Source organism: Thioclava sp. ES.031 (assembly GCF_002563775.1).
Taxonomy (GTDB): domain Bacteria; phylum Pseudomonadota; class Alphaproteobacteria; order Rhodobacterales; family Rhodobacteraceae; genus Thioclava.
This window is the reverse complement of sequence record NZ_PDJO01000001.1, coordinates 989,140-1,014,148: the sequence shown is the minus strand read 5'-3', so window position 1 is coordinate 1,014,148 and position 25,009 is coordinate 989,140. Positions and strand designations below refer to the sequence as shown.

Annotated in this window: 25 protein-coding genes and 1 tRNA gene; 11 read left to right on the top strand and 15 right to left on the bottom strand. The window is 63.4% G+C overall.

Going from position 1 to position 25,009, the window contains the following annotated elements; all coding sequences use genetic code 11:
• Positions 1 to 7: 7 nt before the first annotated feature.
• The 3 genes from argF to AXZ77_RS04910 all read right to left on the bottom strand — a co-directional run bounded on the left by argF (position 8) and on the right by AXZ77_RS04910 (position 3,170).
• Positions 8 to 934, bottom strand: coding sequence for an ornithine carbamoyltransferase (gene argF, locus AXZ77_RS04920; RefSeq protein WP_098410278.1), 927 nt, complete (start codon positions 932 to 934; stop codon positions 8 to 10).
• An 88-nt stretch (positions 935 to 1,022) separates the two neighbouring features.
• Positions 1,023 to 2,201 (bottom strand): aspartate aminotransferase family protein, encoded by a 1,179-nt coding sequence (locus AXZ77_RS04915; protein ID WP_098410277.1) that lies wholly within the window; start codon positions 2,199 to 2,201, stop codon positions 1,023 to 1,025.
• Between the two features lie 222 nt (positions 2,202 to 2,423).
• Complete coding sequence (locus AXZ77_RS04910; RefSeq protein ID WP_098412443.1) at positions 2,424 to 3,170, bottom strand: ZIP family metal transporter; 747 nt, start codon at positions 3,168 to 3,170, stop codon at positions 2,424 to 2,426.
• A 154-nt stretch (positions 3,171 to 3,324) separates the two neighbouring features.
• On the opposite strand from AXZ77_RS04910, the gene AXZ77_RS04905 reads away from it, so the two are divergent.
• Positions 3,325 to 4,488 (top strand): alpha-hydroxy acid oxidase, encoded by a 1,164-nt coding sequence (locus tag AXZ77_RS04905; RefSeq protein ID WP_098410276.1) that lies wholly within the window; start codon positions 3,325 to 3,327, stop codon positions 4,486 to 4,488.
• Between the two features lie 10 nt (positions 4,489 to 4,498).
• On the opposite strand, the gene AXZ77_RS04900 is transcribed toward AXZ77_RS04905, so the two are convergent.
• Positions 4,499 to 5,371 carry a helix-turn-helix domain-containing GNAT family N-acetyltransferase gene (locus AXZ77_RS04900; RefSeq protein ID WP_098410275.1) on the bottom strand — a complete coding sequence of 291 codons (873 nt, stop codon included), beginning with the start codon at positions 5,369 to 5,371 and terminating at the stop codon, positions 4,499 to 4,501.
• Positions 5,372 to 5,556: 185 nt separating this feature from the next.
• On the opposite strand from AXZ77_RS04900, the gene AXZ77_RS04895 reads away from it, so the two are divergent.
• From AXZ77_RS04895 to pth, 3 genes are all read left to right on the top strand, one after another.
• Entirely contained in the window at positions 5,557 to 6,192 is a 636-nt protein-coding gene (locus AXZ77_RS04895; RefSeq protein ID WP_098410274.1) for a 50S ribosomal protein L25/general stress protein Ctc, read from the top strand.
• Positions 6,193 to 6,381: 189 nt separating this feature from the next.
• A complete protein-coding gene (locus tag AXZ77_RS04890) occupies positions 6,382 to 6,672 on the top strand; it encodes a hypothetical protein (RefSeq protein ID WP_078519751.1) in 291 nt (96 codons plus the stop codon).
• A gap of 87 nt (positions 6,673 to 6,759) precedes the next feature.
• Positions 6,760 to 7,470, top strand: coding sequence for an aminoacyl-tRNA hydrolase (pth, locus tag AXZ77_RS04885; RefSeq protein ID WP_078519752.1), 711 nt, complete (start codon positions 6,760 to 6,762; stop codon positions 7,468 to 7,470).
• Here pth and AXZ77_RS04880 read toward each other — a convergent pair whose 3' ends face one another.
• Entirely contained in the window at positions 7,471 to 7,905 is a 435-nt protein-coding gene (locus AXZ77_RS04880) for a VOC family protein (protein ID WP_078519753.1), read from the bottom strand.
• 154 nt (positions 7,906 to 8,059) lie between these two features.
• On the opposite strand from AXZ77_RS04880, the gene thyX reads away from it, so the two are divergent.
• The 3 genes from thyX to AXZ77_RS04870 all read left to right on the top strand — a co-directional run bounded on the left by thyX (position 8,060) and on the right by AXZ77_RS04870 (position 10,194).
• The gene (gene thyX / locus AXZ77_RS04875) at positions 8,060 to 8,977 is read left to right on the top strand and encodes an FAD-dependent thymidylate synthase (protein ID WP_098410272.1); all 918 of its coding nucleotides are present in this window, start codon (positions 8,060 to 8,062) and stop codon (positions 8,975 to 8,977) included.
• Positions 8,970 to 9,632: a hypothetical protein gene (locus AXZ77_RS19280; protein ID WP_141536226.1), complete on the top strand. Its 663-nt coding sequence runs from the start codon at positions 8,970 to 8,972 to the stop codon at positions 9,630 to 9,632. The genes thyX and AXZ77_RS19280 overlap by 8 nt, the downstream gene beginning before the upstream one ends.
• Before the next feature lie 154 nt (positions 9,633 to 9,786).
• Complete coding sequence (locus AXZ77_RS04870; protein ID WP_098410271.1) at positions 9,787 to 10,194, top strand: DUF1810 domain-containing protein; 408 nt, start codon at positions 9,787 to 9,789, stop codon at positions 10,192 to 10,194.
• Here the strand turns inward: AXZ77_RS04870 and AXZ77_RS04865 are convergent.
• From AXZ77_RS04865 to AXZ77_RS04830, 8 genes are all read right to left on the bottom strand, one after another.
• Positions 10,191 to 11,102 carry an ABC transporter permease gene (locus AXZ77_RS04865; RefSeq protein ID WP_078539814.1) on the bottom strand — a complete coding sequence of 304 codons (912 nt, stop codon included), beginning with the start codon at positions 11,100 to 11,102 and terminating at the stop codon, positions 10,191 to 10,193. The two genes, AXZ77_RS04870 and AXZ77_RS04865, sit on opposite strands and share 4 nt — an antisense overlap.
• Positions 11,103 to 11,114: 12 nt before the next feature.
• Positions 11,115 to 12,395, bottom strand: a complete 1,281-nt coding sequence (locus AXZ77_RS04860) for an ABC transporter permease (protein WP_078519758.1) — start codon at positions 12,393 to 12,395, stop codon at positions 11,115 to 11,117.
• Positions 12,396 to 12,412: 17 nt separating this feature from the next.
• Positions 12,413 to 12,904, bottom strand: coding sequence for a YegJ family protein (locus AXZ77_RS04855; RefSeq protein WP_176535964.1), 492 nt, complete (start codon positions 12,902 to 12,904; stop codon positions 12,413 to 12,415).
• Positions 12,905 to 12,972: 68 nt separating this feature from the next.
• On the bottom strand, positions 12,973 to 14,049 hold the full coding sequence (locus tag AXZ77_RS04850; protein WP_098410269.1) for an ABC transporter substrate-binding protein: 1,077 nt from the start codon (positions 14,047 to 14,049) through the stop codon (positions 12,973 to 12,975).
• Positions 14,050 to 14,164: 115 nt separating this feature from the next.
• Positions 14,165 to 15,265: an ABC transporter ATP-binding protein gene (locus AXZ77_RS04845; protein WP_098410268.1), complete on the bottom strand. Its 1,101-nt coding sequence runs from the start codon at positions 15,263 to 15,265 to the stop codon at positions 14,165 to 14,167.
• Positions 15,266 to 15,374: 109 nt separating this feature from the next.
• Positions 15,375 to 18,107 (bottom strand): Hint domain-containing protein, encoded by a 2,733-nt coding sequence (locus tag AXZ77_RS04840; protein WP_098410267.1) that lies wholly within the window; start codon positions 18,105 to 18,107, stop codon positions 15,375 to 15,377.
• Between the two features lie 314 nt (positions 18,108 to 18,421).
• Positions 18,422 to 18,508: transfer RNA gene (locus AXZ77_RS04835), tRNA-Leu, on the bottom strand.
• Positions 18,509 to 18,651: 143 nt separating this feature from the next.
• Entirely contained in the window at positions 18,652 to 20,316 is a 1,665-nt protein-coding gene (locus tag AXZ77_RS04830) for a peptidoglycan-binding domain-containing protein (RefSeq protein WP_098410266.1), read from the bottom strand.
• A gap of 146 nt (positions 20,317 to 20,462) precedes the next feature.
• Here AXZ77_RS04830 and lipB point away from each other — a divergent pair, with 146 nt between their 5' ends.
• The 4 genes from lipB (at position 20,463) to AXZ77_RS04810 (ending at position 24,323) form a co-directional block, all read left to right on the top strand.
• A complete protein-coding gene (gene lipB, locus AXZ77_RS04825) occupies positions 20,463 to 21,191 on the top strand; it encodes a lipoyl(octanoyl) transferase LipB (RefSeq protein WP_098410265.1) in 729 nt (242 codons plus the stop codon).
• Positions 21,192 to 21,305: 114 nt separating this feature from the next.
• Positions 21,306 to 21,737 carry a cytochrome c family protein gene (locus tag AXZ77_RS04820; RefSeq protein ID WP_078599890.1) on the top strand — a complete coding sequence of 144 codons (432 nt, stop codon included), beginning with the start codon at positions 21,306 to 21,308 and terminating at the stop codon, positions 21,735 to 21,737.
• A 286-nt stretch (positions 21,738 to 22,023) separates the two neighbouring features.
• Positions 22,024 to 23,694 carry a cytochrome c oxidase subunit I gene (gene ctaD, locus AXZ77_RS04815; protein ID WP_098410264.1) on the top strand — a complete coding sequence of 557 codons (1,671 nt, stop codon included), beginning with the start codon at positions 22,024 to 22,026 and terminating at the stop codon, positions 23,692 to 23,694.
• A gap of 128 nt (positions 23,695 to 23,822) precedes the next feature.
• Positions 23,823 to 24,323 (top strand): DUF2244 domain-containing protein, encoded by a 501-nt coding sequence (locus tag AXZ77_RS04810; RefSeq protein ID WP_255266415.1) that lies wholly within the window; start codon positions 23,823 to 23,825, stop codon positions 24,321 to 24,323.
• Between the two features lie 12 nt (positions 24,324 to 24,335).
• Here the strand turns inward: AXZ77_RS04810 and AXZ77_RS04805 are convergent, their stop codons facing one another.
• Both AXZ77_RS04805 and AXZ77_RS04800 read right to left on the bottom strand, forming a co-directional pair.
• The gene (locus tag AXZ77_RS04805; protein ID WP_098410262.1) at positions 24,336 to 24,752 is read right to left on the bottom strand and encodes a hypothetical protein; all 417 of its coding nucleotides are present in this window, start codon (positions 24,750 to 24,752) and stop codon (positions 24,336 to 24,338) included.
• 59 nt (positions 24,753 to 24,811) lie between these two features.
• Positions 24,812 to 24,997: a DUF3008 family protein gene (locus AXZ77_RS04800; protein WP_078569541.1), complete on the bottom strand. Its 186-nt coding sequence runs from the start codon at positions 24,995 to 24,997 to the stop codon at positions 24,812 to 24,814.
• Positions 24,998 to 25,009 lie beyond the last annotated feature (12 nt).

The window sequence follows — 25,009 nt, the reverse complement described above, 5'->3', positions numbered from 1 at the left end:
GCTGTCGTTATTTGCCGAGGCAGTAGCGCATCACCGCCTTTTGCGCGTGCAGACGGTTCTCGGCCTCGTCGAAGATCACCGAATGCGGGCCGTCCATGACGCCGCTCGTCGCCTCGTCGTTGCGATGCGCGGGCAGGCAATGCATGAACAGCGCGTCGGGCTTGGCGTGGCTCATCAGTTCCTCGTTGACCTGATAGGGCCGCAGCTGGTTGTGGCGACGCTCTTTCGCGGATTCCGGGTCGTGCATCGAGACCCAGGTGTCGGTGACGATCAGATCGGCGCCCTCGACCGCCTTGACCGGGTCGCGCTCGATGGTGATCGGGTGGCCCGCCTTCTCGGCTACGTCCAGCCAAGCGCGCTCGGGGTCGAGCGTCTCGGGCCCGGTGAAGGTCAGATCGAAGCCGAACTGCGCGGCGGCATGGGCAAAGCTCGCGAAGACGTTGTTGCCGTCGCCCGACCAGACCACCTTCTTGCCCGCGATCGGCCCGCGCTGCTCTTCATAGGTCATCACATCGGCCATGATCTGGCAGGGGTGAGTGCGGTCGGTGAGACCGTTGATCACCGGCACCGAGGCGTATTCCGCCATCTCGAGCAGGGTTTCCTCCTCAAAGGTCCGGATCATGATCAGATCGACGTAGCGCGACAGAACCCGGGCGGTATCGGCGATGGTCTCGCCATGGCCCAGCTGCATATCCGCGCCCGAGAGCACCATCGACTGGCCGCCCATCTGACGCACGCCGACATCGAAGCTGACGCGGGTCCGGGTCGAGGGCTTCTCGAAGATCAGCGCGACCATGTGACCGGCCAGCGGCTGCTCGTCATCGGGCGCGCCTTTCGGGCGACCGTTGCGGGCCTGCTTCATAGCGATGCCTTGGTCGATCATGGACCGCAGCGCGGCGGGGTCGGTTTTGTGGATATCGAGGAAATGGTTCATCGGTTTGTCTTTCGTGGAGGGGCCTGAGGGGCTGTCCGCCCCGCTGCGCTCCCGCGCAGCCCCCGAGGATATTTACGCCAAGAGGAAGTCAGGCGGCCTTTTCGAGTTGCGACGCGGCGGCATCGAGACGGGTCACGGCCTCGGCCAGATCGGCCTCGGAAATGTTCAGCGCGGGCAGAAGGCGCAGGACATTGTCGGCAGCCGGCACGGTCAGCAGGTTCTGGTCATAGGCGGCGGCGACGAGATCGGTCGGCGCGCGCTTGCATTTGAGCCCGAGCATCAGACCGGTGCCGCGAACGCTCTCAAACGTGTCGGGATGCGCGGCGATCAGCCCTTCAAGCTTCTGACGCAGGTAGCCCGCGCGCGCGTTCACCTGATCGAGGAAGGCGGGCTCGGAGACGATCTCCATCACCTTGGCGCCGACCGCGCAGCCCAGCGGGTTGCCGCCATAGGTCGAGCCATGCGTTCCCGCGACCATGCCGGAGGCGGCATCCTCAGTCGCCAGCACCGCGCCCAACGGGAAGCCCCCGCCGATGCCCTTCGCGACCATCATGATATCGGGCGTGACGCCTGCCCATTCATGCGCGAACAGCCGTCCCGAGCGCCCCACGCCGCATTGCACCTCGTCGAAGATCAGGAGCGCGCCGGTCTCGTCGCAGAGATCGCGCAGCCCCTTCAGACATTGATCGGGCACCGGGCGGATACCGCCCTCACCCTGGATCGGCTCGATCAGGATGGCGGCGGTCTTGTCGGTGACGGCAGCCTTGAGCGCCTCGTGATCGCCCCAGGGGAGCTGGCTGAAACCGGGCAGCAGCGGGCCGAAGCCTTTCACCATCTTTTCCGAGTTCGGCGTGGCCGAGATGGCCCCGGTGGAGCGGCCGTGGAAAGCGCCCTCGAAGGTGATGATCTCCACCCGGTCCTCGCCTTTCGAGGACCAGTATTTCCGCGCCATCTTGATCGCGAGTTCAGCAGCCTCGGTGCCGGAATTGGTGAAGAAGACCGTGTCGGCGAAGGTCTTCTCGACCAGCGCATCGGCCAGCGCCTGCTGCTGCGGGATCTGATAGAGGTTCGAGACGTGCCACAGCTTGCTCGCCTGCTCGGTCAGCGCCTCGACCAGTTCGGGGGCGGCATGACCCAGCGCATTCACCGCGATCCCCGCACCCATGTCGAGATATCGGGTCCCGTCCGCCGTCTCCAGCCAGGAGCCCTCGCCCTTCACGAAGGCGAGCGGTGCGCGATTATAGGTCGGCAAAACGGAGGGGATCATCGGGTCAAACTCCAGTAAGAGAAGGCAAATGCGTGCAACAGTCCCGGGGGTCTGTCAACATTCAGGGGCCTAAGGTCAGCGATTTGGGATAGGGTGTGGCGGCATGCCACGGCAGATCGGACGTCAGGCGCTTCAGCGGCGACGTCGGGGACGGGCGATATATGCGGTCCGAGCGATCATGCGTTTGCGCTTACGCCGGGGCAGCGCGGAAGTAAAGAGGGTTTAGCCAAGCGTCACGTCGAGGAACATCATCAGGATCAGCCCGAAGAGAAGCCCGGCGGTCGCGCGGTTCTGATGCCCGTTGCGGTGGGTTTCGGGCAGGATCTCGTGGCTGATGATGTAGAGCATGGCGCCCGCCGCGAAGGTCAGCCCCCATGGCAGCAACGCGCCGGAGACCGAGACCGCAGCCGCGCCGACCAGCGCGCCCAATGGCTCGACCGCCCCCGTCATCGCAGTGACGAAGAAGGCCTTGCGGCGGGTGTAGCCCTGCCCGATCAGCGCGACCGCCACGGCCAACCCCTCGGGAATGTCCTGCAACGAGATGCCCGTCATAACCGAGAAGCCGTTCTCGTTGCCCGCGCCGAACGCCACGCCGATCGACAGGCCTTCGGGGAAGTTGTGGATCGTGATCGCAATCACGAAAAGCCAGATCCGCGCCAGTTGCGCCGCATCGGCCCCTTCGCGCCCGGTGGTGAAATGCTCGTGCGGCAGGGTCGCGTTCAGCCAGGCCACGAAGCTCGCGCCGATGGCGATGCCGATTGCGGCGATGGCGGCGGCGACCCAGACCGAGCCGAACATGGTCTCGGCCACGTCGATGCCGGGCAGGATCAGCGAGAAATACGAGGCCGAGAGCATCACGCCCGCCGCGAAGCCCAGCATCGTGTCGGCGGTGCGCTGGCTCATGGAGCGCCCGAGCAGCGCCGGGATCGCCCCGGCAGCCGTTGCGACGCCCGCCACCATGCCGCCCATCAGGCCGAGCCAAATCTCGTTCACGCCGCTCTCCTTTTCGTGTTCGCTTGGCGAGATGGGAACGGATCGCGCATGATTGCAAGCCTTGCGATGGGTGATTGCGCAAATTTCGAGGGATTGGTAAGGAAACTTAACCACGGAGAGAGGAACACCCATGCCCGTCATCACCTCCATCGCCGATCTGAAACGTCTCCATAAGCGCCGCACGCCGAAGATGTTCTACGATTACGCGGAGAGCGGCTCGTACACCGAGCAGACCTTCCGCGATAACACCGAGGACTTCGCGCAGATCCGGCTCAACCAGCGGATCGCGCGGGACATGACGGGGCGCACGACGACATCGACGATGCTGGGTCAGGAGGTCGCGATGCCGGTGGCGCTGGCGCCGGTCGGGCTGACGGGGATGCAGCGCGCCGATGGCGAGATCAAGGCGGCGAAGGCGGCGGAGAAATTCGGCGTGCCCTATACACTGTCGACCATGTCGATCTGCTCGATCGAGGATGTGGCCGAGAATGTCAGCCAGCCCTTCTGGTTCCAGATCTACACGCTGACCGATGACGACTATAACAAGCGCGTGCTGGAGCGGGCACGGGCGGCGGGCTGCTCGGCGCTGGTGATCACTGTCGATCTGCAATTGCTGGGCCAGCGGCACAAGGATCTGAAGAACGGCCTGACCGCGCCGCCGAAATTCACCCCCGCCGTGCTGGCGGATCTCGCGACGAAATGGCGCTGGGGCATCGAGATGCTGCAGACCAAGCGACGCTTCTTCGGAAATATCGTGGGACATGTGGACAGCGCCGCCGATCCCGCCTCGCTGTCATCCTGGACCGCGGAGAAGTTCGACCAGTCGCTGAACTGGGACCGGATCAAGCAGCTCATGGATATGTGGGGCGGCAAGGTGATCCTGAAGGGGATCCTCAGCGAGGAAGACGCCGAGATGGCTGCCGCGACCGGGGCCGATGCGATCGTGGTCTCGAACCACGGCGGGCGTCAGCTGGACGGGGCGCTCAGCTCGATCCGTATGCTGCCGAAGATCGTCAACGCGGTCGGCGACAAGACCGAGGTCTGGCTCGACAGCGGCATCCGCTCGGGTCAGGATGTGCTCAAGGCGCTGGCGCTTGGTGCGAAGGGCGTGATGATCGGGCGCGCCTATGTCTACGGCCTGGGCGCGATGGGCGAGCCGGGCGTGACCAAGGCGCTGGAGGTCATCCAGAAGGAGCTCGACACGTCGATGGCGCTTTGTGGTGAGCGCCGGATCGAGGATCTGGGCCGGGACGATCTGCTGATCCCCAATGGCTTCTTCGACACCTATTCCTGAGGGCGGGCTCCTAAGGGGGTAGGCGCTTCTCGAAGAACCGGTCGGGATAGGGGTCGTCGTTGAAGCGGTCGATCTCGTCCCAGCCGAGTCGGTGATACATGGCGACCGCCTCGGGCAGTGCGGAATTGGTATCGAGCCGCAGATGCAGCTGGCCCAAGTCGCGCGCGGCCGCCTCGATCGCCTCCATCAGCTGCCGCGCCAGCCCGAGGCCGCGCGCGGCGGGGGCGATCCAGACGCGCTTGACCTCGGCATAGTCCGCGCCGCCCTTCAGCGCCGCACAGCCCACCGGCACCCCGTCGGACAGTGCGAGCAGGAAAGTGCCACGGGGCGGGCGCATATCGTCGGCCTCGGGGTCTTTCGACAGGTTCACATCGAAACCGCCTTCGAACCGGGCCGCGAGTTCCGCATAGTAGTTCTGAAGACACTCCCGCGCCCGCGGATCGAGCGGATCGCAGGGCACGATCTCGATCTCGGCGCGGGTCAGCGCCGTCGCGATCAGGTCCATCGCCGCCAAGAGCGCGCTCTGATCGGGATGGCGCGAGAGGATATCCGCCGCCTGCGCATCGGAGAGCCGTTCATATTCCGCGAATTCCGCCTGCCCCGCCTCGGTCAGACGCGCGATGCGGCGCCGCCCGTCTTCGGGATCGTCCTCTACGACCACCAGCCCCTCAGCTTCCAGCCCGCGCAGCAGACGGCTCATCAGACCGGAATCGAGGGCCAGCGCCTGACGCAGCTTGGCTACATCGCCCTGCCCACGCCCGATCGCATTGAGCACCCGCGCAGAGCCCAGAGGCCGCCCACGATCGAGGAAGGAGGAATTCAGCGCGCCCACCTGCCGGGTGACGGCCCGGTTGAACCGGCGTATATGTGCGATAGCGTCCATGGGAATACCTGACCTGAGTCCGAGATAATTTCTGACATTAGTCAGATATCCTTCTATAGCAACCCGGATTCCGCCGCACCGTCGGTTTCCCCTTGCCAACTCGGCCAATCCCGAGTATCCGCGCGGCTTCATGGGCCCGACACCCTTGGAGGCGGCCCATCACTTTGACAAATTGGAGACCAGTTATGGCAAAAGAGATCGAAACGATCGAAGCCGTGGCGCGTACGGGGACGGGCAAGGGGGCCGCTCGGCAAGCGCGTCGTGAGGGCCTCGTGCCCGGTATCGTCTACGGCGACGGCAAGGACCCGGTTGCAATCAACCTCGACTACAACCGCCTGATCACCCGCCTGCGCAAAGGCCGCTTCATGTCCACCCTCTTCAACCTGAAGATGGAAGGCCAGGAAGATGTCCGCGTGATCTGCCGCGGCGTTCAGAAAGACGTCGTCAAGGACCTGCCGACCCACGTCGACTTCATGCGCACCCACCGCAACTCGCGCATCTCGCTCTTCGTGCATGTCGAGTTCATCAACCACGAGAAGGCGCCCGGCCTGAAGCGCGGCGGCACCCTCGTCGCAGTGCGTCCGGAAGTCGAACTCAACGTTCTCGCCGGTGATATCCCCGAGCAGATCGTGGTCGACCTCGAAGGCAAGCAGATCGGCGACACCATCCACATCTCCGACGTGGACCTGCCGAAAGGCGCCAAGCCGACCATCGACCGTGACTTCGTGATCGCGAACGTCGCGCCCCCGAAAGGCTTCGGTGGCGGTTCCTCCGACGAGGACGAAGGCGAAGAAGCCAGCGAAGAAGCGACCGAAGAATAATCCTTCTTCCGATGAGATTTTCGAGACGGGGCCTTTCGGGGCCCCGTTTTTCTTTGCGCAGAGCCTTGCATCCCGGATGCGCGGCAAACCGCATGCGGCGCATGCTCACATTTATGTGAACAAGAATTTCCTCGCCTTTTTCTCAAAACGCGATAGCCTCTAAGTTAATACAACCTTAAGGCTAGTCACATGCTGGAGCTTATCGCACTCGTTCTTGCAGCATTCGTGGTGCTACCGCCTAGAATGCTCAGCGCTATTGGCCGCGCCGTTTATGCCGTGCTGCGTCCGGTCCTGCGCCCGTTCTGCCATTTCGCGTCGAGACGACTCCCGCGCAACGGGTACGAAGAAATTGCGAAATGCAATATCGACGAGACCAGCGAGCGCCTCTTCGATGAGTTCGCCCTGCCCGACGCGCAAGAGCGCCCGATCGTCGTAGGCGAGTCGGGACGCCCGACTTATGTCGAATACCGCGCGGCTTAAGCGCGACGACCCCCTTTCCCCTGCGCGCCCGCTCACATATCCCTCGGTGAGCAGAGCCTCGATACCGGCGATCGAAAGGGGAGACGCATGCAGCTTTGGGTGGGCCTGGGAAATCCGGGCGCGAAATACGCGAACAACCGTCACAATATCGGCTTCATGGCGCTCGACCGGATCGCCGAGGATCACGGCTTCGCCCCGTGGCGCGGCAAGTTTCAGGGTCAGGTGAGTGAGGGCCGCTTCGGCTCGACCCGCGTTGTGCTGCTGAAACCCGAGACCTTCATGAACCTGTCCGGCCAATCCGTGCGCGCGGCCGCCGATTTCTACAAGGTCGACGTCTCCGACATCACCGTCTTCCATGACGAGCTGGACCTCGCCCCCGGCAAGTGCCGCCTCAAGCAGGGTGGCGGTCATGCGGGGCACAACGGGCTGCGTTCGATCCATCAGCATATGAGCCCCGACTATGCGCGGGTGCGGCTGGGCATCGGCCATCCGGGGCACAAGGATCGCGTGGCGGGCTATGTGCTCAACGATTTCCCGAAGGCGGAGCAGGAGATGCTCGACGATCTGCTGCGCGGGATCTCGGACGGGGCGCCTGCGCTGGCGGCGGGCGACGGGTCGAAATTCCTCAATGCGGTGAGCCTCCGGGTCGCGCCGCCGCGCTCTTCGACCGGGACGAAAGCCCCCGCGAAAGCCGACACCCCTGCCCCGCAAGACGCCCCGCAGCCCGCGCCGCAAAAGAAAGAGGCCACGGAAACCCGCAGCCCCTTCGACAAGCTCAAGGATCACTTCCGTAAGTGATCACCAGCTGCCGGTGTTCTCCATGCTCGACCACGGCTCCTGGATCGGCAGCGGCTCCCCCATCTGCAGCAGCTCGATCGAGATATTGTCGGGCGAGCGCACGAAGGCCATGTGACCGTCGCGCGGCGGGCGGTTGATCGTCACGCCGTTGTCCATCAGGTGCTGGCACATCTCGTAGATGTTCTCGACGCGGTAGGCGAGGTGGCCGAAATGGCGGCTGTCCGAGGGCAGCCCGCTATCGCCGTCCCAGTTCCAGGTCAGCTCCACATCCGCCGTGCCGTCGTCCTGCTCGGGCGGGCACATGAAGACCAGCGTGAAGCGGCCCTTGTCGTTTTCGATGCGGCGGCGTTCCTTGAGACCCAGAAGCTCGTAGAAGGCTTTCGATTTCTCGAGGTCGAGCACGCGGACCATCGTGTGCAGATATTCGATTTTCATGAACAGGCTTCCTTGGAACTGATTGCGGTTAACCGGAGGATAGCCCTTGAGGCAGCCGCGGCAAGCACCCCGGCTTATCCACAGGATATGGCGGTTCCTAGAGCCGCCCATCGCATATATAGTGGAGGTCGATTCGAGACATCCGGAGGACATCATGGCGCTCACCCCCGAACAACAAGCCGAGATCGACGCACAGCGCGCCGAGACGCAAATGACCGCACGGGCGGTCTCGCCGGGGATGGAGAAGCGCCTCTATACCGCCCATGAGGTGCTCGATCACGGGCTGGTCCGGGTCATCGACTATATGGGCGACGATGCCGCGATCTGTCAGGCTGCGCGCGTCTCCTATGGCCGCGGCACGAAGGCGGTGAGCAACGATACCGGGCTGATCCGCTACCTGATGCGGCACTGGCACTCGACCCCCTTCGAGATGTGCGAGGTCAAGTTCCACGTCAAACTTCCGGTCTTCGTCGCGCGCCAGTGGATCCGCCACCGCACCGCGAACGTCAACGAATACTCCGCGCGCTACTCGATCCTCGACCGCGAGTTCTACATCCCCGCGCCCGACAAGCTGGCCGCGCAATCGACCCAGAACAATCAGGGCCGCGGTCAGGTGCTGGAAGGCGCCGAGGCCGCCCGCGTGCTCGACATCCTGCGCGACGACGCGATGCGCGCCTATGACCATTACGAGGACATGCTGACGCCCGACGAGGACGCGGGCAAACAGGGCCTCGCGCGGGAACTGGCGCGGATGAACCTGCCCACCAATATCTACACGCAATGGTATTGGAAGGTGGACCTGCACAACCTCTTCCACTTCCTGCGCCTGCGCGCCGACAGCCACGCGCAATATGAGATCCGCGTCTATGCCGAGACCATGTGCGACATCGTGCGTGACTGGGTGCCTGCGGCCTATTCGGCCTTCGAGGATTATCGTCTGGGCGGGGTGAACCTGTCGGGCAAGGCGGTGGAGCTGCTGAAGCGCCGTCTGGCGGGCGAGGAGATCACGCAGGAGACGTCTGGCATGAGCAAAGGCGAGTGGCGGGAGTTTTGTGAGGTGTGGGGTGATTGACGTAATTGCCGAATACGTTTTCCAACCGATTAAAGAGAATCCGGTTGGCTGGATGACGACATCGGCAGTGATCGCCACACTGGTCTGGATAGCTGTCAGCTACTTGAAGAAAAACCGAATTGAGAATCTCGAATCCCAACTCAAGCTCGCAAGAGATCGCCTAGAGGACTATCAGGCTAAACTGGACGGAGCGACACCCTCTGAGGCGGCTGAAAAAATGTATGAGCTCGAACAGAAGGTTAGCAACTTAGCGAAGTCATTCGAAGAAAACCTTCCTAAGAAGCTGTCACGCTTGCAGGCCGAAACACTTACAAAATTTCTGGCTGTAGCTCCCGCGAAAATCTCACTGTGCCGTGACGGGGCTTCATCTGAAGCGACAACGATAGCAAGAGGACTTGAGAGGGTATTCCTTGAGGCAGGATGGGAGGTAAGTTGTCCACTCGTTCTAGGAGTATCCAACCCTCCAATATCGGGAATCCGAATTTCCTACATCGAAGGTGCTTTCTCAAATGCAGAGAAGAACGCACTTGAGAGCGCATTCGAAGCAGCCAATTTGGCCTTTGAAAGAGCAGAAAACGGAAAACACCTTGGTAGCGATAGAGCGCCGGTTGCGGAGATTCTCATCACTGCGCCCCTTTCCTCGAACCACAATTGACGCTGACACGCCCGGCCCCTAGGCCGGGCCGCGCCCGCCCCGCCCCCAGGGCGGGCGTGATTGCGCCCACCCTCGGGTCGGACGCGTCCCTCGGCTCTCCTGCACAAGCGCCCGGCCCCTCCTCGCGCGCGGCGCACCGTGCTAGGCTCATCCCATGACCCAACGCTTCCACGCCCCCCAATCCCGCGACTATCCGACCGCGCTGCGCGAGCTGCGCCAAGGGCGCAAGACCAGCCATTGGATCTGGTGGATCTTCCCGCAACTGGCCTCGCTCGGCCGCTCTCCGCGCGCGCGGGAATACGGGATCGCGGATCTCGCCGAGGCGCGGGACTATCTCGCCGATCCCGTGTTGCGGGCGCGTCTGGTGGAGGCCTCCGAGGCGGTGCTCGCCCATTCGGGCACGCCCATCGAGGAGATCATGGGGCCGGTCGATGCGCTGAAGCTGCGCTCTTGCGCGACGCTCTTCGAGGCCGCCTCAAAGAAAAAGGAGCCGGTGTTCACCCGGCTCCTTGAGACGTTTTATGAGGGCGAGCGCTGCCCGCTGACGCTTGACGCGCTTTAACCGGGTGACATCCCGCGCAGGCGCTCGGAGCGGCGGCGCAGCAGCTCGACCGTGGTCAGAAGCGCAATCGACACGAAGACGAGGATCGTCGCCACCGCAAGGATCGCGGGGCTGATCTGCTCGCGGATACCGTTCCACATCTGACGCGGGATCGTCTGCTGGTCATAGCCTGCCACGAAGAGCACCACGACGACTTCGTCGAAGGAGGTGACAAAAGCGAACAGCGCGCCCGAGACCACGCCCGGCAGGATCAGCGGCATCACGATCTTGAAGAAGGTCGTGCGCGGATCCGCGCCCAAGTTCTGCGCTGCGCGGGTCAGCGAGTGATCGAAGCCCACCAGCGTCGCGGTCACGGTGATGATCACGAAGGGAATGCCCAAGGTCGCGTGGGCCATGATGATGCCCGGATAGGAATGCGCGAGCCCCGTCTTCGAGTAGAAGAAGAACAGCCCCGTCGCGGTGATGATGATCGGCACGATCATCGGCGAGATCAGCACCGCCATGATGGCACGGCGGAACGGCATCTCGGGGCGCGACAGGCCGAGGGCTGCCAGCGTGCCCAGCACCGTCGCGAGGATCGTCGAGAAGAAGCCGATGATCACCGAGTTCTTCGCCACGTCGATCCAGGTCGAATGCTGCCAGGCATCCATCCACCAAGACCAGCCACGCTCCACCTGCGGCTCCTGCATCCCGAAGGTCAGCAGCAGGTCATACCAGCGCATCGAATAGCCGGAAGGGTCGAAGCTCAGCATCTTCTCGGTGAAGGTGAAATAGGGCTCCGCGTTGAAGGACAGCGGAATGATCACCACGATCGGCGCGATCAGGAAGAAGAAGATCAGGCCACAGATCACGAGATAGGCGTAGTGCCAGGTTCTCTCGAGCGGGCTTGCATATGCGGGAACGGCCATCTGTGTTTCTCCTCAGCCCAGCTTCATGTTGTCGATGCCCACCAGCCGGTCATAGAGCCAGTAGAGGATGATGACGCCGCCAAGCAGCATCGAGGCCAATGCCGCAGCAAGCGACCAGTTGAGCGATTTCTGCATGTGGAAGGCGATCATGTTCGAGATCAGCTGACCGTCTGCACCACCGACAAGGGCGGGGGTGATGTAGTAGCCGACCGACAGGATGAACACGAGAAGCGCCCCTGCCCCGATCCCCGGCAGCGTCTGCGGCAGGTAGATGCGGCGGAAGGCGGTCCACGAGGTGGCGCCAAGGCTGCGGGCCGCGCGGACATAGCTCGGCGGGATGGTTCGCATCACCGAATAGAGCGGCAGCACCATGAAGGGCAGCAGGATATGTGTCATCGCGACGATCGTGCCGGTCTGGTTATACATCATCTCCAGCCGGTTATCGTTGCCGATCAGACCCGACCAGACGAGCAGATCGTTGATCACGCCCTGTTGCTGCAACAGCACCATCCACGAGGTCGTCCGCACCAGCAGCGAGGTCCAGAAGGGCAGCAGCACGAAGATCATCAGAAGGTTCGATTTCGCCAGTGGCAACGAGGCCAGCAGATGCGCGATCGGGAAGGCGAGGAACATGCAGAGCACGGTAATCACCAGCGACAGGATCGCGGTGCGGATGAACAGCTTGCCGTAGATCGCGCGTTGCGGATCGACGGGCACGATATTGTTGTCCTTGTCGCGGGTATGGTCGGTCGCGGCGAGGTAGAAATCCACCGTGTAGGGGCTCGACGCCGAGCGCATCGCACGCCACAGGTTCGGGTCGCTCCACCCCTCGTTCACGCCGAGGATCGACTCTTTCCACGGCGGCTCGAGACGTTCGATCTTGCGCGCGGTGGAGGTGAACAGCGAGCGCGTGCCCGCCACGTCATAGTTGATCCGGGTCCCCGCCTCGCCCTGCGTGCGGTTTTCCTTCATCTGCTTGAGGTCCGAGGCGAGCGCGGTATAGGCGCTCTCGTCGATCGGCGACCCCAGGGGGTGTTCGTTGAACCATTGCCCCAGCGCCGGCGCGTTCTTCGAGAACCCGTCGTTATAGACCGATTGCAGCAGCATCTGCCCGATCGGAACGACGAAGGTAATCAGAACGAAGAGGAACAGCGGCGCGACCAGAAGGAAGGCGCGGCGTTTTGCGCGGAGTTGAGATTTCGCGAGGGCGGCCTTCAGCGGCAGCCCGTCGGCGGTCTTCAACTGTGTTGGTTCGGGGCCGTTCAGGCTCGCATCCATCGTTGCGTCGCTCATCGTGTCTCCTTGGCCCCTCAGGGCAGCGGGGCGAGCTGCGCGCGCAAATTCGCGGCTTGCTCGGCGGGAATATCGGGCAGCATCACCCGCGTCGTGTAGTTGCCGTGAAGCTTGCCATCGCGGCGAAAGCTCCAGTCGGAAATCTGGTTCGGCGCGAAGGTAATCTCGTCTCCGGCATGCGCTTTGAAATGCACGGGCTCGTTCATCAACGTGCCGGTGATTTTCTGCGCGGAGATCGAAATCGGCGCGATCCAGATATGTTCGAGGCCATTGGCGGGCGTCTCGATCCCCGCCTTGAGCATGAATTGCGAGCCGGACCGGGCGCGCACCGCAGGAATGAAGACGCTTTCATAGGTCGCGCGGGCTTGGCCGATCGCCGCGTTCATCTTCGTATCGCCGGTCTCGTAGCCGACGACCGCATCGTCTTGCGCCTGAGCGTGCAAGGCAGCGGGCACAGACAGACAAAGACCGATGCACAAACAGGCCAGTGACGACCGGAAAGCTGACATCCGCGAGGCTCCTGACATCGAACAGGTCGAGCCGCGCGACATGGAAATGCCGCGCGGCCCTTGTGGCTTTAGCCAGCGAGCCAAGCGTTGAAGCGCTCGCTCAGTTCGGTGTCGTGGTCAGCCCAGAACTCCGAGTCGTTGACCAGGGCGTTCTTCATGTTCTTATCCGAGGTGGGCATATGCGGGCCCATTTCGGTTTTGCCGTCCTGATACATGCCGACCATCGGAGCCGAGGACTTACGTGCCGGACCGTAGGAGATCCACTTCGCCTGGTTGGCGAGCTGCTGGGTCTCGGTCGCGAACTTCAGATATTTCTTCGCGGCTTCCATATGGGGCGCGCCCTTCGGGATCACGAAGAAGTCGAAGTCCATCAGCTGACCGTCCCAGACGATCTTGAAGGGCTGACCCTCGGCGACTTCAGCGTTGAAGATACGGCCGTTATAGGCGGTCGACATCACGACTTCCCCATCGGCGAGGAGCTGCGGCGGCTGCGCACCAGCATCCCACCAGACGACGTCGCCCTTGATCTTGTCGAGTTCGGCGAAGGCCTTGTCGACGCCCTCGGGGGTGCCGAGTTCCTTGTAGACGTCCGCAGCCGGAACGCCTGCGCCCATCAGCGCGAATTCCAGCGTGCCCTTGGCCGACTTGCGCAGACCGCGCTTGCCCGGGTACTTCGCGGTGTCGAAGAAGTCGGCGATCGAGGTCGGCTCACCGTCAACTTTGTCCGAGTTGTAGGACATCACGGTCGACCACACGATGTTCGCCACACCGCAATCGGTGAAGGAGCCATCGATGAAGTCTTCGCTCGCCGGGGTGCCGTCGGGCGACGCGGCCAGATCGGTGTCGGGGTTGATCGGCTCGAGCAGACCTTCGTCGCACAGACGGATCGCGTCGGACTTCTCAACATCGGCCACGTCGACCGACACGTTGTTCGCCTCGACCTGTGCCTTGATCGGGGTCGCCGGGTTGTCGGCGGCTTCCATGTTCACGTCGATGCCGGTCGCTTCCGCGAAGGGCTTGTTATAGGCTTCGACCTGGCTTTTCTCGTAAGCGCCGCCCCAGGAAAGGACAGTGACTTCCTCGGCCTGCGCCGCACCGGCCACGAGGCCGACGAGCGCGGTGCTCAGGATCATTGCTTTTTTCATCTTGGTCTTACTCCCAGTTGGTTGAGCTTTTGTGGTTTCGCGACGTTTTCGCCGCTTGGCCGCTTTTTGCGGCAGTTCGGAGCGTGCGGAGCTTGGACCGCACGTTCCGCATTCTTTAGAGATCGAGCGCGCGCGCGTCCTGCGGGTGCCAGCCGATCTTGACCGTCTGGCCTTCCGTCAGCCGCACCTGATCGAGCGTATTGCGCGATTTCATGACGAATTCCGGCGACCCGGCAACCTTCATACGGGTGCGCAGGATGTCCCCCATATAGATCACTTCGAGCACGTCGGCGTTGATCGTATGGGCGCCCGAAGGCATTATCTCGGGCTTGAATTCGACCCGCTCGGGACGGATGGAGACCAGCGTCTCCTGCCCCGCCTCGCGGATATTCACCGCCGTCGCGTCGATGATCTCGCCGGTTTCCAGACGCACCGTGCAGGTGTCGCCATTCAGCGTCTCGACTCGGCCCGGAAGCTTGTTGTTCTCGCCGATGAACTGCGCGACGAAGCTGTTCTGCGGACGTTCATACAGCTCGTCCGGCGGCGCGAGTTGCTGAATGCGGCCGTCGTTGAACACGGCCACGCGGTCCGACATGGTCAGCGCCTCACCCTGATCGTGGGTCACGTAGACCACGGTGATCCCGAGGCTTTCGTGCAGGTGCTTGATCTCGAACTGCATATGTTCGCGAAGCTGTTTGTCGAGCGCGCCGAGCGGTTCGTCCATCAGGACCAGCTCGGGGTCGAAGACCAGCGCGCGGGCCAATGCGATCCGCTGTTGCTGACCGCCCGAAAGCTGCGCCGGACGGCGATGGATGAAGCTTCCCATCTGCACCATGTCCAGTGCGCGCTTAACCTTGGTTTCGCGTTCATCCTTGCCCATGCCCCGCACTTCGAGCGGGAAGGCGAGGTTCTCGCCCACGGTCATATGTGGAAAGAGTGCATAGTTCTGGAACACCATCCCGATGCCGCGCTTGTGCGGAGGCACCATGTTGATGTTCTGGCCGTCGAGGCGGATCTCGCCGTTGGTGGCGGTTTCGAAACCTGCAAGCATCATCAGGCAGGTGGTTTTCCCTGAACCGGACGGTCCGAGCATCGTCAGAAACTCGCCCTTACCGATCGAGAGATTGAGATCCTTCACGACGAGCGTTTCGCCGTCATAGCTCTTCTGCACGCGGTCGAATACGACGAATCCATCGTCGCTAGCTGCGTTGTTCAAAGCGGGCTCCCCGTTGTTTTTTGTCGTTGGTCAATTCCCGTGCATGTGACTAAAGCAAGGGCATTTGCGTTTTTCAACCCGGAAATCAAAAACCCACGTCACCGACCCATCACAGCACCATTTCGCCTGAAAAATTGCCGTTTTCCGTCACTTGTCGCGCAAGGAGCGACCACGACTTGCATTTGAGGCGATCAAGTTGCCGTAACGTCAGCATCGGCCGGGCGCGCGGACCGTAGATCGTCTCGGGTGACGCGCCGAGGAAATGGACCTTCGCCAAGGCGGGGTGGGCGCGCAGCAGATCGGTCAGATCTGACGGGGTCAGCGCGCGCAGCGCCTGCGGTCCGGGCCAGAAACTTTCGACCCAGGCACCCTCGGCATTGACCAACGCATGACGCGGCAGCAGCAGGTGGTGATAGGTCACCTCCCGGCAGCCCCGCATCACCCGCGCCCCGCCCCATCCCGTTGCTGCTAAGTGGCGCGCGCGCGCGAGCGCGCCCTGCCCCTCCGGCACCCAGATGCAATGTTGCCCGGAGAGGACCAGCGCCTCGCGATTGCCGAACGCCCCGGGCCGCATTCGCACCGGGCAAAGCCGCGGATCGGCAGCCAGCGCCGCCGCGCCAAACCGGCGACGCGCATGCCACAGCACCGGCTGCGGCGCATCATCCAGCGTCGTGATCAGATCGCCCGGTTTCAGGGTTTCGACCCGGCGCGGCCCGCGCGGCGTCGCGAGCCGCGTGCCTTCGGTGAAACAGGGGATTCCCATCGCGTAGAGCTGCGGCGCCCCCGCCACCTGCACGGGCGCGATACCGGTCAGCGTCAGGCTCTCACCATTGGGAAAGCTGAGAACCGCATTGCCCGCGCCATCGTCGCTGACCGCGACATCCCAGGCATTGACCGGATTGCCGCTATCATCGGTCAGGTCAGAGATATCGAGCTGATCGAGCGTGAAGCCAGTCCCGTCATCCGTCAGATCGAAATCGGTGACGATGTCCTGCCCGTCGCCATCGCCGACGCTGAGCGTGTCGGCGCCAAGCCCGGTTGTGATCGTATCGGCGCCTGCGCCGCCATCGATCACGTCGCTGCCCGCACCCGCATCGAGCGTGTCGCCCTGTGCCGAGCCGGTCAGCGTATCGGCCCCGTCGCCCGCCCCGATCGAGACGGCATTCGCGGCGGCAGAGGCGTCGAAGCTCTCCGCGTCGGCGGAGCCGCGAACCTCCTCGACCTCCCAGAAATAGGTGACGGTCGTGCCGCCGTCATAGCTGATCGCGCCCGTCTCCCAGCCGATCCAGGTGACGGTGGCCCCGCCCGGGCCTAGCACGATCACGTCCCAATCGGCGCCGCCTTCGCCGCCGAAGATCGTCTCGGCCCCATCGCCTGCATAAAGCAGGAAGGTATCGGCATCGTCGCCGCCATGCAGCTCGTCAGCCCCTGCCCCGCCGGTGAGCGTATCGCTGCCGCCCACACCCTGTAGCGTATCGTCGCCCGCCCCGCCCGAGATCAGATCGTCGCCGCCCAGCGCCCAGATCGTGTCGTTGCCGTCGCCCCCCGAAAGCGTGTCGGCGCCCGATCCGCCGGTGATCGTGTCGGCGCCGCCGCCACCGTCTATCGAGACACCGCTGGCATCATTGGTGGCGTCGATCAGATCGCCCTGCTCCGACCCGACGACCCCTTCGATTTCGCTGAAGCTCGCCGCGTTTCCGCCTGCGCTGGCCGTACCGCTCTCCGATCCGGAGAAGGTAACGGCCACGCCGCTCGCCGTGTAAAAGGTGAAGTTGAGCAGGTCGAAATCGCTGCCGGTGGTGACGGTCTCGCCGCCGAAGACCGTATCGCTGCCCCACGCGTCGCCCAGGTAGACCGTATCGGCATCGGCATCGCCGTAGATAAGATCACTGCCCCACTCGCCCGTGAGGTGATCGGCCCCGTCCCCGCCCGAGAGCGTGTCATCGCCTGAGCCGCCGAGGATCGTATCGGCACCAGCTTCGCCCAGAAGCGAGTCATTGCCATCATCGCCGTAAAGCGCGTCACTCCCCGCGCCCCCAAGGACCGTATCGTCCCCGGCCTCGCCATGGAGCACGTCGTCATCGGCACCGCCAAGGACGGAATCCGCACCGCCCCCGGCCCAGATCGTATCGCTCCCGGCCCCGCCGTGAAGCGTGTCGTCATAGTCGTAGGAGATGCCCGGGACGTCATCGATCAGATCGTTGCCATCGCCACCATAGACCAGATCGCCCTCAGCCTGAGTGCTGCCGCCGGCGCCGTAGTTAATCGTGTCGTCGCCCGTGCCGCCATCGATCGTGTCGGCCCCGGCCCCGCCGTCGATCAGATCGCTCAACGCGCCCCCTTGAAGCGAGTCGTCCAGATTGCCGCCCTGGATCGCGTTGGCGTCGTCGGGGTCGTAGGTTGCGTTGAAGAGCTCGGTATAGGCGGGGCCGGTCGAGACGTCGCTGACGGATGTGACCTCATAGGTGACACCGGGCTGAAGCGGTTGATCGGCGACCTCGCCGACGATCGTTCCGCCGATCTCGAGGATATAGATTGTGATCGTCGTGCCGTCCGGGGCGAGCAAGGTGAACGCGGTCTCTATATAGCCCTGCCCGGAGGCGATGGGCGTGCCAGCGGCATCGGTCACCGAGATCGTTTGCGTGCTGTCGTTGCCGACCTCGTTGTTGAAATTGTCGCCCGAGAGGTTCGCGTCATCGTCGGTGAAGGTGAAGATGCGCCCGCTGGTATCGACGTCCCAGCTCGGGTCGATCATGAGACGGCTGCCGGTGACGACGGTCGATCCGCCACCCTCGATCAGGAAATCCGACCTGAAATACCCATGAAAGACGTAACTCGCCATCGCTCGGTCGCCCGATCAGCCCCAATACGGTTTCACCCAGAGGCGATCATCGCGCGCATCTCCCAAGGCAGGGTTAACGCACGCGCGAGTGTTCACGGGATTTGAGATAAATCGGCGGGAGTTCAGCCCGGCGCGACCATGGTGGCGCACTGCCAAGGTGCGAGGCCGGACGCTGCCGCTGAACTTTGACCCGCACTGGAAACCGTCAAAGCACAGGACGCGCAGACTCGCGCGCGCATCCACGATGCGACAGGGCAATTGCGATCTGGGGGATACCCGCCTCGGGTCTGTCAGATTTCTCTTCAGGAGAGAAATGGTGCGGTCGAGAAGACTCGAACTTCCACGGGAGTTACCCCACAGCGACCTCAACGCTGCGCGTCTACCAATTCCGCCACGACCGCACTGTCTAGGCTTGGTGTGGCGCGTATTAGCCAAAGGCTTGGGGGATGAAAAGGGGGTATTTCGGGATTGGCGAGAATTTTTCGCATTCGCGCTCTTGCCGTTGCGACAGGCCGGGCGGTCCCGGCCTGTCGCGGGGTGCAGCTTATTGAGGTGCCGCGGTTTCCACGAGCTCCGCCGCCTTCGCCGCAAAGCTCGGCAGCGCCATCGCAGGCTTCGGCGCGGTGGCGGCGTCGGCGCGACCGTTCATCATCAGGGCCGCCTTGCGGATCAAACCGCTGCGCTCGGGCTGCGCGGGCGCGAAGACCGGCTGGGCCGAAAGCGCGTTCTCATACCAGCCCATCGCGAGGTCGGCGCGCTCGGCCGTGCCGATTCCCTGCATCAGGTGATGGCCGACCAATTCGTCATAAGCGCCCTCGCCAAGACCGCCCAGAACCAGCGCCGAGCCCAGCGCCACGTCCATGTCGTCGGTGCGGTAGCCGACCGACAGGCAGACCTTCGCGGTGCCCGAGAGCTGCGCCGGGCTCATCCCCGAGCCGTCGATGAAGCTTTTCACCTTGGCAAGTGTCGCCTCGCGCGGGGTGGTGCCGATGGCGGCCACCTGCTCGGAGAGAAGCGCGCCGAAATCGCGACATTGCGCGGCGATCTGCTCGGGCGTGAAGCCCCCGATATTGGCCTCCAGCTCCGCGCCCTCGTCCAGCGCATAGCCGCGTGCGAGGCAAAACTGTTCGCCCAGGGCCTGCCCCGGATCGGTCAACGAAGCCTCGGTGGCGAAGCCGCCATTGGACGAGGTGACGAGACTGGTCTTGGCGCAGAAAGACGCAAGTGACACCGGCACCGGTTCCGTAACCGGCGCAGGCGCCACGAAGGACGGCATCGCGGGCGCTGGCTGCGAGGCCATCTGCGTCGCGAAGGACGGCGCGGCTGGCGCCGGAGCAGGCGCGGGCGCTGCAGCCGTGACCGGCGCGTTGCTCTGGGCGCTCGCGTCGGTCTTCTGGCACGCCCCCGCCTGACAGGTGAACATCGCAGGCGTCGCGTTATAGGCCTGGAAATCGTTGCGCGAGAAGCCGCTCGGCGTCGAGGCGAAGACCCGCACCGCGCAGCTCTTGTCGTTGCACCAGAAGCCCGGCCCCAAAACCGAAGTATCGAGCAAATAATCGGTGCGCCCGTCATTGTTGAGATCGGCCAGCTGCACGAAGCCAGACCGCGCCATCAACTGCTGCGGCTCGACATTGGAGCTGCGCGCGATCTCGAACACGGCCTCGGAGATTTGCGGCGGCAAGCCGCCGATCGAATTGCCCGCATAGGTGTTACCCCCCGTGCCCAGCATCTGCTCGCGCGTCTGCAGGAGAAGCCCGCGCATCCCCTGCGGATGTGTCGAGATCGTCTGCGTGACCGCAGCACCGCCGAGGCTCGCCTTCTGATAGGACGTGGTCAGAATGGTACGCTCCAGATCGGTCAGCTTGCCCGTGATCGGGAAATCCATGAAGGCCTGATATTGCGAGATGCCCGCGCGCGAGTTGCGCCCCAGCACCCCGTCCGGCGTGCCGACATTCCAGCCGAAGTGGTTGAGCGAAACCTGCACTTCGCGATTGGCCTCGCGCTGCGCCGACGACATGGTCGGCTTCTTGTAATAGGTGCGCTTGGTGACCGTGCGCGGCTGGCGGTTGGCCTCGTTCACGATCGCGCCGCCGATGATCCCGCCGATCACCCCGCCCACGATATCCGAGCCGCCCGCCAGCGCCGGCCCTGCCGGTCCACCCGTAGCGACGGCGAGCGCAAGACCCGCCAGAACGAACTTGTGTTTCATCCCTGAACCCTCCAATCAAATGACTTCCGGTCTTGCCTGTTGCCCCGCAAATTCCATGTTTCTGCACGACAGGACCGGTCGGAATGGGACCGGCGCGGGGGGTGCGCGACCTTACCAATAGGTCAAGCTTGCGCCCCGAATCGGTGATGTGGCAAGGAATATTGACGCTGGGTAAGGTTTTCCGGCGGGTGAGGTTAAAAATGGTCGAATGGCGCGTAAGTGACAGCCCGGTCCCCTATCATGAGGCGCTGGCCTTCATGGAGGACCGCGTGGCCAAGATCGCCGCGGGCGAGGCCGAGGAGATGATCTGGCTTCTCGAACATCCGCCGCTCTACACGGCCGGAACCTCGGCGAAGCGCGAGGATCTCGTCGATCCCGACCGTTTTCCCGTCTTCGAGGCCGGGCGCGGCGGTCAGTACACGTATCACGGTCCAGGCCAGCGCGTCGCCTATGTCATGCTCGATCTGAACAAGCGCGGGCGCGACGTGCGCTGCTTCGTGCGCCAGCTCGAGGATTGGGTGATCGCCGCGCTCGACGAGTTCAACGTGAAGGGCGAAATTCGCGACGGTCGCGTCGGCGTCTGGGTCCAGCGCCCCGACAAGCCGAAGGCGGCGGACGGCAGCCTGCGCGAGGACAAGATCGCCGCGATCGGGGTCAAGCTGCGCAAATGGGTCAGCTTCCACGGCATCTCGATCAACGTGGAGCCCGATCTGTCGCATTTCGAGGGAATCGTCCCGTGCGGGATTCGCGATCACGGGGTGACGAGCCTCGTCGATCTCGGCCTGCCGGTCGAAATGGCGGATCTCGACCTGGCGCTACGTGCGACATTCTGTCGCATTTTTGTGAGCAAACTAAATGCGACCTCAGAAGTTTAGTGGACACATAGGTAATCATGCATGTTAGAACGCCCTTCAAGGCAGCGTGACTGCCCTGTGAAAGCCGGGTCGGGAGGGCCCGAGCTTCGTCTCAAAATGAACAAGGAAGACGCGATGAAACTCAGCCTTATTGCCATGATCACCGCCGTCACCGTTGCGAGCCCCGCGCTTGCGCAGGACGTCGAGAAAGGCAAAAACGAATTCAAGCGGTGCAAGGCCTGTCACTCGATCGTCGCCCCCGATGGCACTGCGATCTACAAAGGCGGCAAGGTCGGCCCGAACCTCTACAACGTGATCGGCCGCAAGGTCGCATCCGTGGATGGCTATAAATACAAGGACGGGATCAAGGAATACGCCGAGACCGGCGCCGTCTGGACCGAAGAGCTGCTCGCCGAATACATCACCGATCCGTCGAAGTTCCTCGAGGAGCAGACCGGCGATCCCAAGGCGAAATCGGGCATGGCCTACAAACAGCGCAAGGACCAGGCGGACATCGCCGCTTACCTCGGTTCGGCAGAAGTGTCGCCCGACGCGCCCGCGTCCTGATCGCGACATAAACGCATCACGCGTTCGTTGGCGGACCCTTTCGGGGGTCCGCTTTTTTTGTGCCGGCGTCGCGGATTCGCAACGCCCGCGCGGCGCCACGCCGACGCTCGCACAGCCTGCCAAGGGCGCGAGATCACGGATCACTCACACCTGACAGAGCTGCGACATTTTTTCACGGCTGCGTGTGCAGAATTCTTGCCCTGCCATCGAAATATTCATAACCTCCGTTCATTCAGGCCCAAAGGGACGGGAGACCCGGGTCTGACGGGAGAAATGGGAGATCACTATGGCGGACGCAGCCGTTCACGGCGAGGGCGCACATGACTCGCGCGGGTTCTTTACCCGTTGGTTCATGTCGACCAATCACAAGGATATCGGGATCTTGTATCTCTTCACCGCAGGCGCGGTGGGGCTGATCTCGGTCCTGTTCACAGTTTACATGCGCCTCGAGCTGATGGAGCCGGGCGTGCAATACATGTGCGCCGAGGGCGCGCGCTTCATCGCTTCGGCCGAGGAATGCACCCCCGACGGGCACCTCTGGAACGTGATGATCACCTATCACGGCGTCCTGATGATGTTCTTCGTCGTCATCCCGGCGCTGTTCGGGGGCTTCGGCAACTATTTCATGCCGCTCCAGATCGGCGCGCCGGACATGGCCTTCCCGCGGATGAACAACCTCAGCTACTGGCTCTATGTCGCGGGCACCTCGCTCGGGATCGCCTCGCTGCTCGCCCCCGGTGGCGGCGGCGGCACAGGTTCGGGCGTGGGCTGGGTGCTCTACCCGCCGCTGTCCGTGAACGAGGGCGGCTATTCGATGGATCTCGCGATCTTCGCCGTGCACGTCTCGGGCGCCAGTTCGATCCTCGGCGCGATCAACATGATCACGACCTTCCTCAACATGCGTACGCCGGGCATGACGCTGCACAAGGTGCCGCTGTTTGCCTGGTCGATCTTCGTGACCTCCTGGCTGATCCTGCTGTCGCTGCCGGTTCTGGCAGGCGCGATCACCATGCTGCTGATGGATCGCAACTTCGGCACCACCTTCTTCGATCCGTCGGGTGGCGGCGATCCGATCCTCTACCAGCACATCCTGTGGTTCTTCGGACACCCCGAGGTCTACATCATCATCCTGCCGGGCTTCGGCATCATCAGCCACGTCATCGCGACCTTCTCGAAGAAGCCGGTCTTCGGCTACCTGCCGATGGTCTATGCGATGGTGGCGATCGGTGTTCTGGGCTTCGTCGTCTGGGCGCACCACATGTACACGGTGGGCCTGTCGCTGACCCAGCAAAGCTACTTCATGGTGGCGACGATGGTGATCGCGGTGCCAACGGGCGTGAAGGTGTTCAGCTGGATCGCGACGATGTGGGGCGGCTCGATCGAGTTCAAGACACCGATGCTCTGGGCGATCGGCTTCCTGTTCCTGTTCACCATCGGCGGCGTGACCGGCGTGGTGCTGTCGCAGGCGCCGCTCGACCGGGTCTATCACGACACCTATTACGTCGTGGCGCACTTCCACTATGTGATGTCGCTGGGGGCGGTGTTTGCGATCTTCGCGGGCGTCTACTTCTGGATCGGCAAGATGTCGGGCCGCCAATACCCGGAATGGGCCGGTAAGCTGCACTTCTGGATGATGTTCATCGGGTCCAACCTGATCTTCTTCCCGCAGCACTTCCTCGGCCGTCAGGGCATGCCGCGCCGCTACATCGACTATCCGGAGGCTTTCGCCACCTGGAACTACATCAGCTCGATCGGCGCGTTCATCTCGTTCGCCAGCTTCGTGTTCTTCATCGGCATCGTGTTCTACACTCTCTTCAAGGGTAAGCGCGTCACCGAGAACAACTACTGGAACGAGTATGCCGACACGCTGGAGTGGACCCTGCCCTCCCCGCCGCCGGAGCACACTTTCGAGGAGCTCCCGAAGCGCGAGGATTGGGATCACGCCCACGCGCACTAGTGATCTAGATCTCCTGATAACGAGAACGGCCCCGGAGCGATCCGGGGCCGTTTGCAAAAGGGCGAGAGGTTGCAGGAAGGACCGGGCGGATCATGCCCTATCGCTGGACAGATACCGAAGGCCAAACCATGGAGGCGCCCCGCTCCGAGGCTGCGCCCCTGCCCGATCAACTGCACCTGTGGCCCTACCGCTCCCTGCCGCGCAAAGGCTTCGTCTTTTTCATCGCGGCCACGGTGGCCATGGTCAGCCTGCCGCTGCTGTCACTGCTGGGTCATGTGGAACTGTGGGGGCTGCTGCCCTTCATCGCGCTCGCCATCGCAGGCGTCTGGTGGGCGATCTCGCATAGCTATCGCACCGGGGAGGTGCTCGAGGTTCTGACCTTCAACGGGCCGGACCTGCACCTGATCCGCCACGAACCGGGCAAGCCCTCCCGCGACTGGGCGGCAAATCCGCATTGGGTGCAGGCCGATCTGCATGGAAAGGGCGGGCCGGTCGAAGCCTATCTGACGCTGCGCGGCGGCCCGCGCGAAGTGGAGATCGGCGCCTTTCTCACCCCGGAAGAGCGCCGCCAGTTGCACCGCGAACTGGTGATCCGGCTTGCTGCCGCACGCGCGCCTGTCGTGCCCTGAGCACCGTGAAACTCACTTCGAGATTCCGACCCCCGGCGCGGCCACAGGCAGGCATTCATACTGCTCTTCGATCTTCAACGCCGCCTCGCGCGCCCAGGCGTCACTGTCCCGGTTGACCTCTTGCGCGGCGGAACTCGCGCCGGTTCCGGCTTCCAGAGCGGAGACCAGCGTCTCGGCGAACCTGTCGCCGTAGCTCTGTATTTCGGCCTCATAGGCGGCATGGGCCTTGCGCGCGCGGGCCTTGGTAGCTCTCGGCGTGTTGCCCGGAGCGCAGAGATAGCTCACCTCGCCACCCAAGGCAGCGGAATTGAAATGATAGAGGGTGCGGTCGGGATAGCTCCGCTTCAGATCCTGCAGGCCCGGCTGCGGGACACATCCCGCCAGCCCGACAACCGTCCCAATCACCGCCAATCCCGGAAGACGCCCCATCCACTTCTCCAAACACATTACTCGTCACTCGACATCAGGCACGGCCGCAACCGCGCCTCTCAGTCGTCCTTGCTGTCAGGGAGGCCTTCGCGCTTCGTGCTCGCGATATCTTCAAGCTCGCTTTCGGACATGCTGTCATACATCTCCTTCGACGCACCCTGAAGATCGCCGACCTTGGTCTCGCCGCGCTTGGCCGCGAGCGCCGCGCCCGCTGCTTTCTGCTGTGCTTTCGATTGCGCCGGCATCGCTGCCTCCTT

Bases quoted from the DNA above. Each gene is read 5' to 3' on its own strand.
- AXZ77_RS04865 (WP_078539814.1), bottom strand. From the start codon at position 11,102: ATGGCCGTTCCCGCATATGCAAGCCCGCTCGAGAGAACCTGGCACTAC.
- AXZ77_RS04805 (WP_098410262.1), bottom strand. From the start codon at position 24,752: ATGGGGCGTCTTCCGGGATTGGCGGTGATTGGGACGGTTGTCGGGCTG.
- lipB (WP_098410265.1), top strand. From the start codon at position 20,463: ATGTGGCAAGGAATATTGACGCTGGGTAAGGTTTTCCGGCGGGTGAGG.
- AXZ77_RS04915 (WP_098410277.1), bottom strand. From the start codon at position 2,201: ATGATCCCCTCCGTTTTGCCGACCTATAATCGCGCACCGCTCGCCTTC.
- AXZ77_RS04800 (WP_078569541.1), bottom strand. From the start codon at position 24,997: ATGCCGGCGCAATCGAAAGCACAGCAGAAAGCAGCGGGCGCGGCGCTC.
- AXZ77_RS04820 (WP_078599890.1), top strand. From the start codon at position 21,306: ATGAAACTCAGCCTTATTGCCATGATCACCGCCGTCACCGTTGCGAGC.
- AXZ77_RS04855 (WP_176535964.1), bottom strand. From the start codon at position 12,904: ATGTCAGCTTTCCGGTCGTCACTGGCCTGTTTGTGCATCGGTCTTTGT.
- AXZ77_RS04840 (WP_098410267.1), bottom strand. From the start codon at position 18,107: ATGGCGAGTTACGTCTTTCATGGGTATTTCAGGTCGGATTTCCTGATC.
- AXZ77_RS04810 (WP_255266415.1), top strand. From the start codon at position 23,823: ATGGAGGCGCCCCGCTCCGAGGCTGCGCCCCTGCCCGATCAACTGCAC.
- argF (WP_098410278.1), bottom strand. From the start codon at position 934: ATGAACCATTTCCTCGATATCCACAAAACCGACCCCGCCGCGCTGCGG.
- ctaD (WP_098410264.1), top strand. From the start codon at position 22,024: ATGGCGGACGCAGCCGTTCACGGCGAGGGCGCACATGACTCGCGCGGG.
- AXZ77_RS04860 (WP_078519758.1), bottom strand. From the start codon at position 12,395: ATGAGCGACGCAACGATGGATGCGAGCCTGAACGGCCCCGAACCAACA.
- AXZ77_RS04830 (WP_098410266.1), bottom strand. From the start codon at position 20,316: ATGAAACACAAGTTCGTTCTGGCGGGTCTTGCGCTCGCCGTCGCTACG.
- AXZ77_RS04910 (WP_098412443.1), bottom strand. From the start codon at position 3,170: ATGGGCGGCATGGTGGCGGGCGTCGCAACGGCTGCCGGGGCGATCCCG.
- AXZ77_RS04895 (WP_098410274.1), top strand. From the start codon at position 5,557: ATGGCAAAAGAGATCGAAACGATCGAAGCCGTGGCGCGTACGGGGACG.
- thyX (WP_098410272.1), top strand. From the start codon at position 8,060: ATGGCGCTCACCCCCGAACAACAAGCCGAGATCGACGCACAGCGCGCC.
- AXZ77_RS04890 (WP_078519751.1), top strand. From the start codon at position 6,382: ATGCTGGAGCTTATCGCACTCGTTCTTGCAGCATTCGTGGTGCTACCG.
- AXZ77_RS04905 (WP_098410276.1), top strand. From the start codon at position 3,325: ATGCCCGTCATCACCTCCATCGCCGATCTGAAACGTCTCCATAAGCGC.
- AXZ77_RS04850 (WP_098410269.1), bottom strand. From the start codon at position 14,049: ATGAAAAAAGCAATGATCCTGAGCACCGCGCTCGTCGGCCTCGTGGCC.
- AXZ77_RS04900 (WP_098410275.1), bottom strand. From the start codon at position 5,371: ATGGACGCTATCGCACATATACGCCGGTTCAACCGGGCCGTCACCCGG.
- pth (WP_078519752.1), top strand. From the start codon at position 6,760: ATGCAGCTTTGGGTGGGCCTGGGAAATCCGGGCGCGAAATACGCGAAC.
- AXZ77_RS04880 (WP_078519753.1), bottom strand. From the start codon at position 7,905: ATGAAAATCGAATATCTGCACACGATGGTCCGCGTGCTCGACCTCGAG.
- AXZ77_RS04870 (WP_098410271.1), top strand. From the start codon at position 9,787: ATGACCCAACGCTTCCACGCCCCCCAATCCCGCGACTATCCGACCGCG.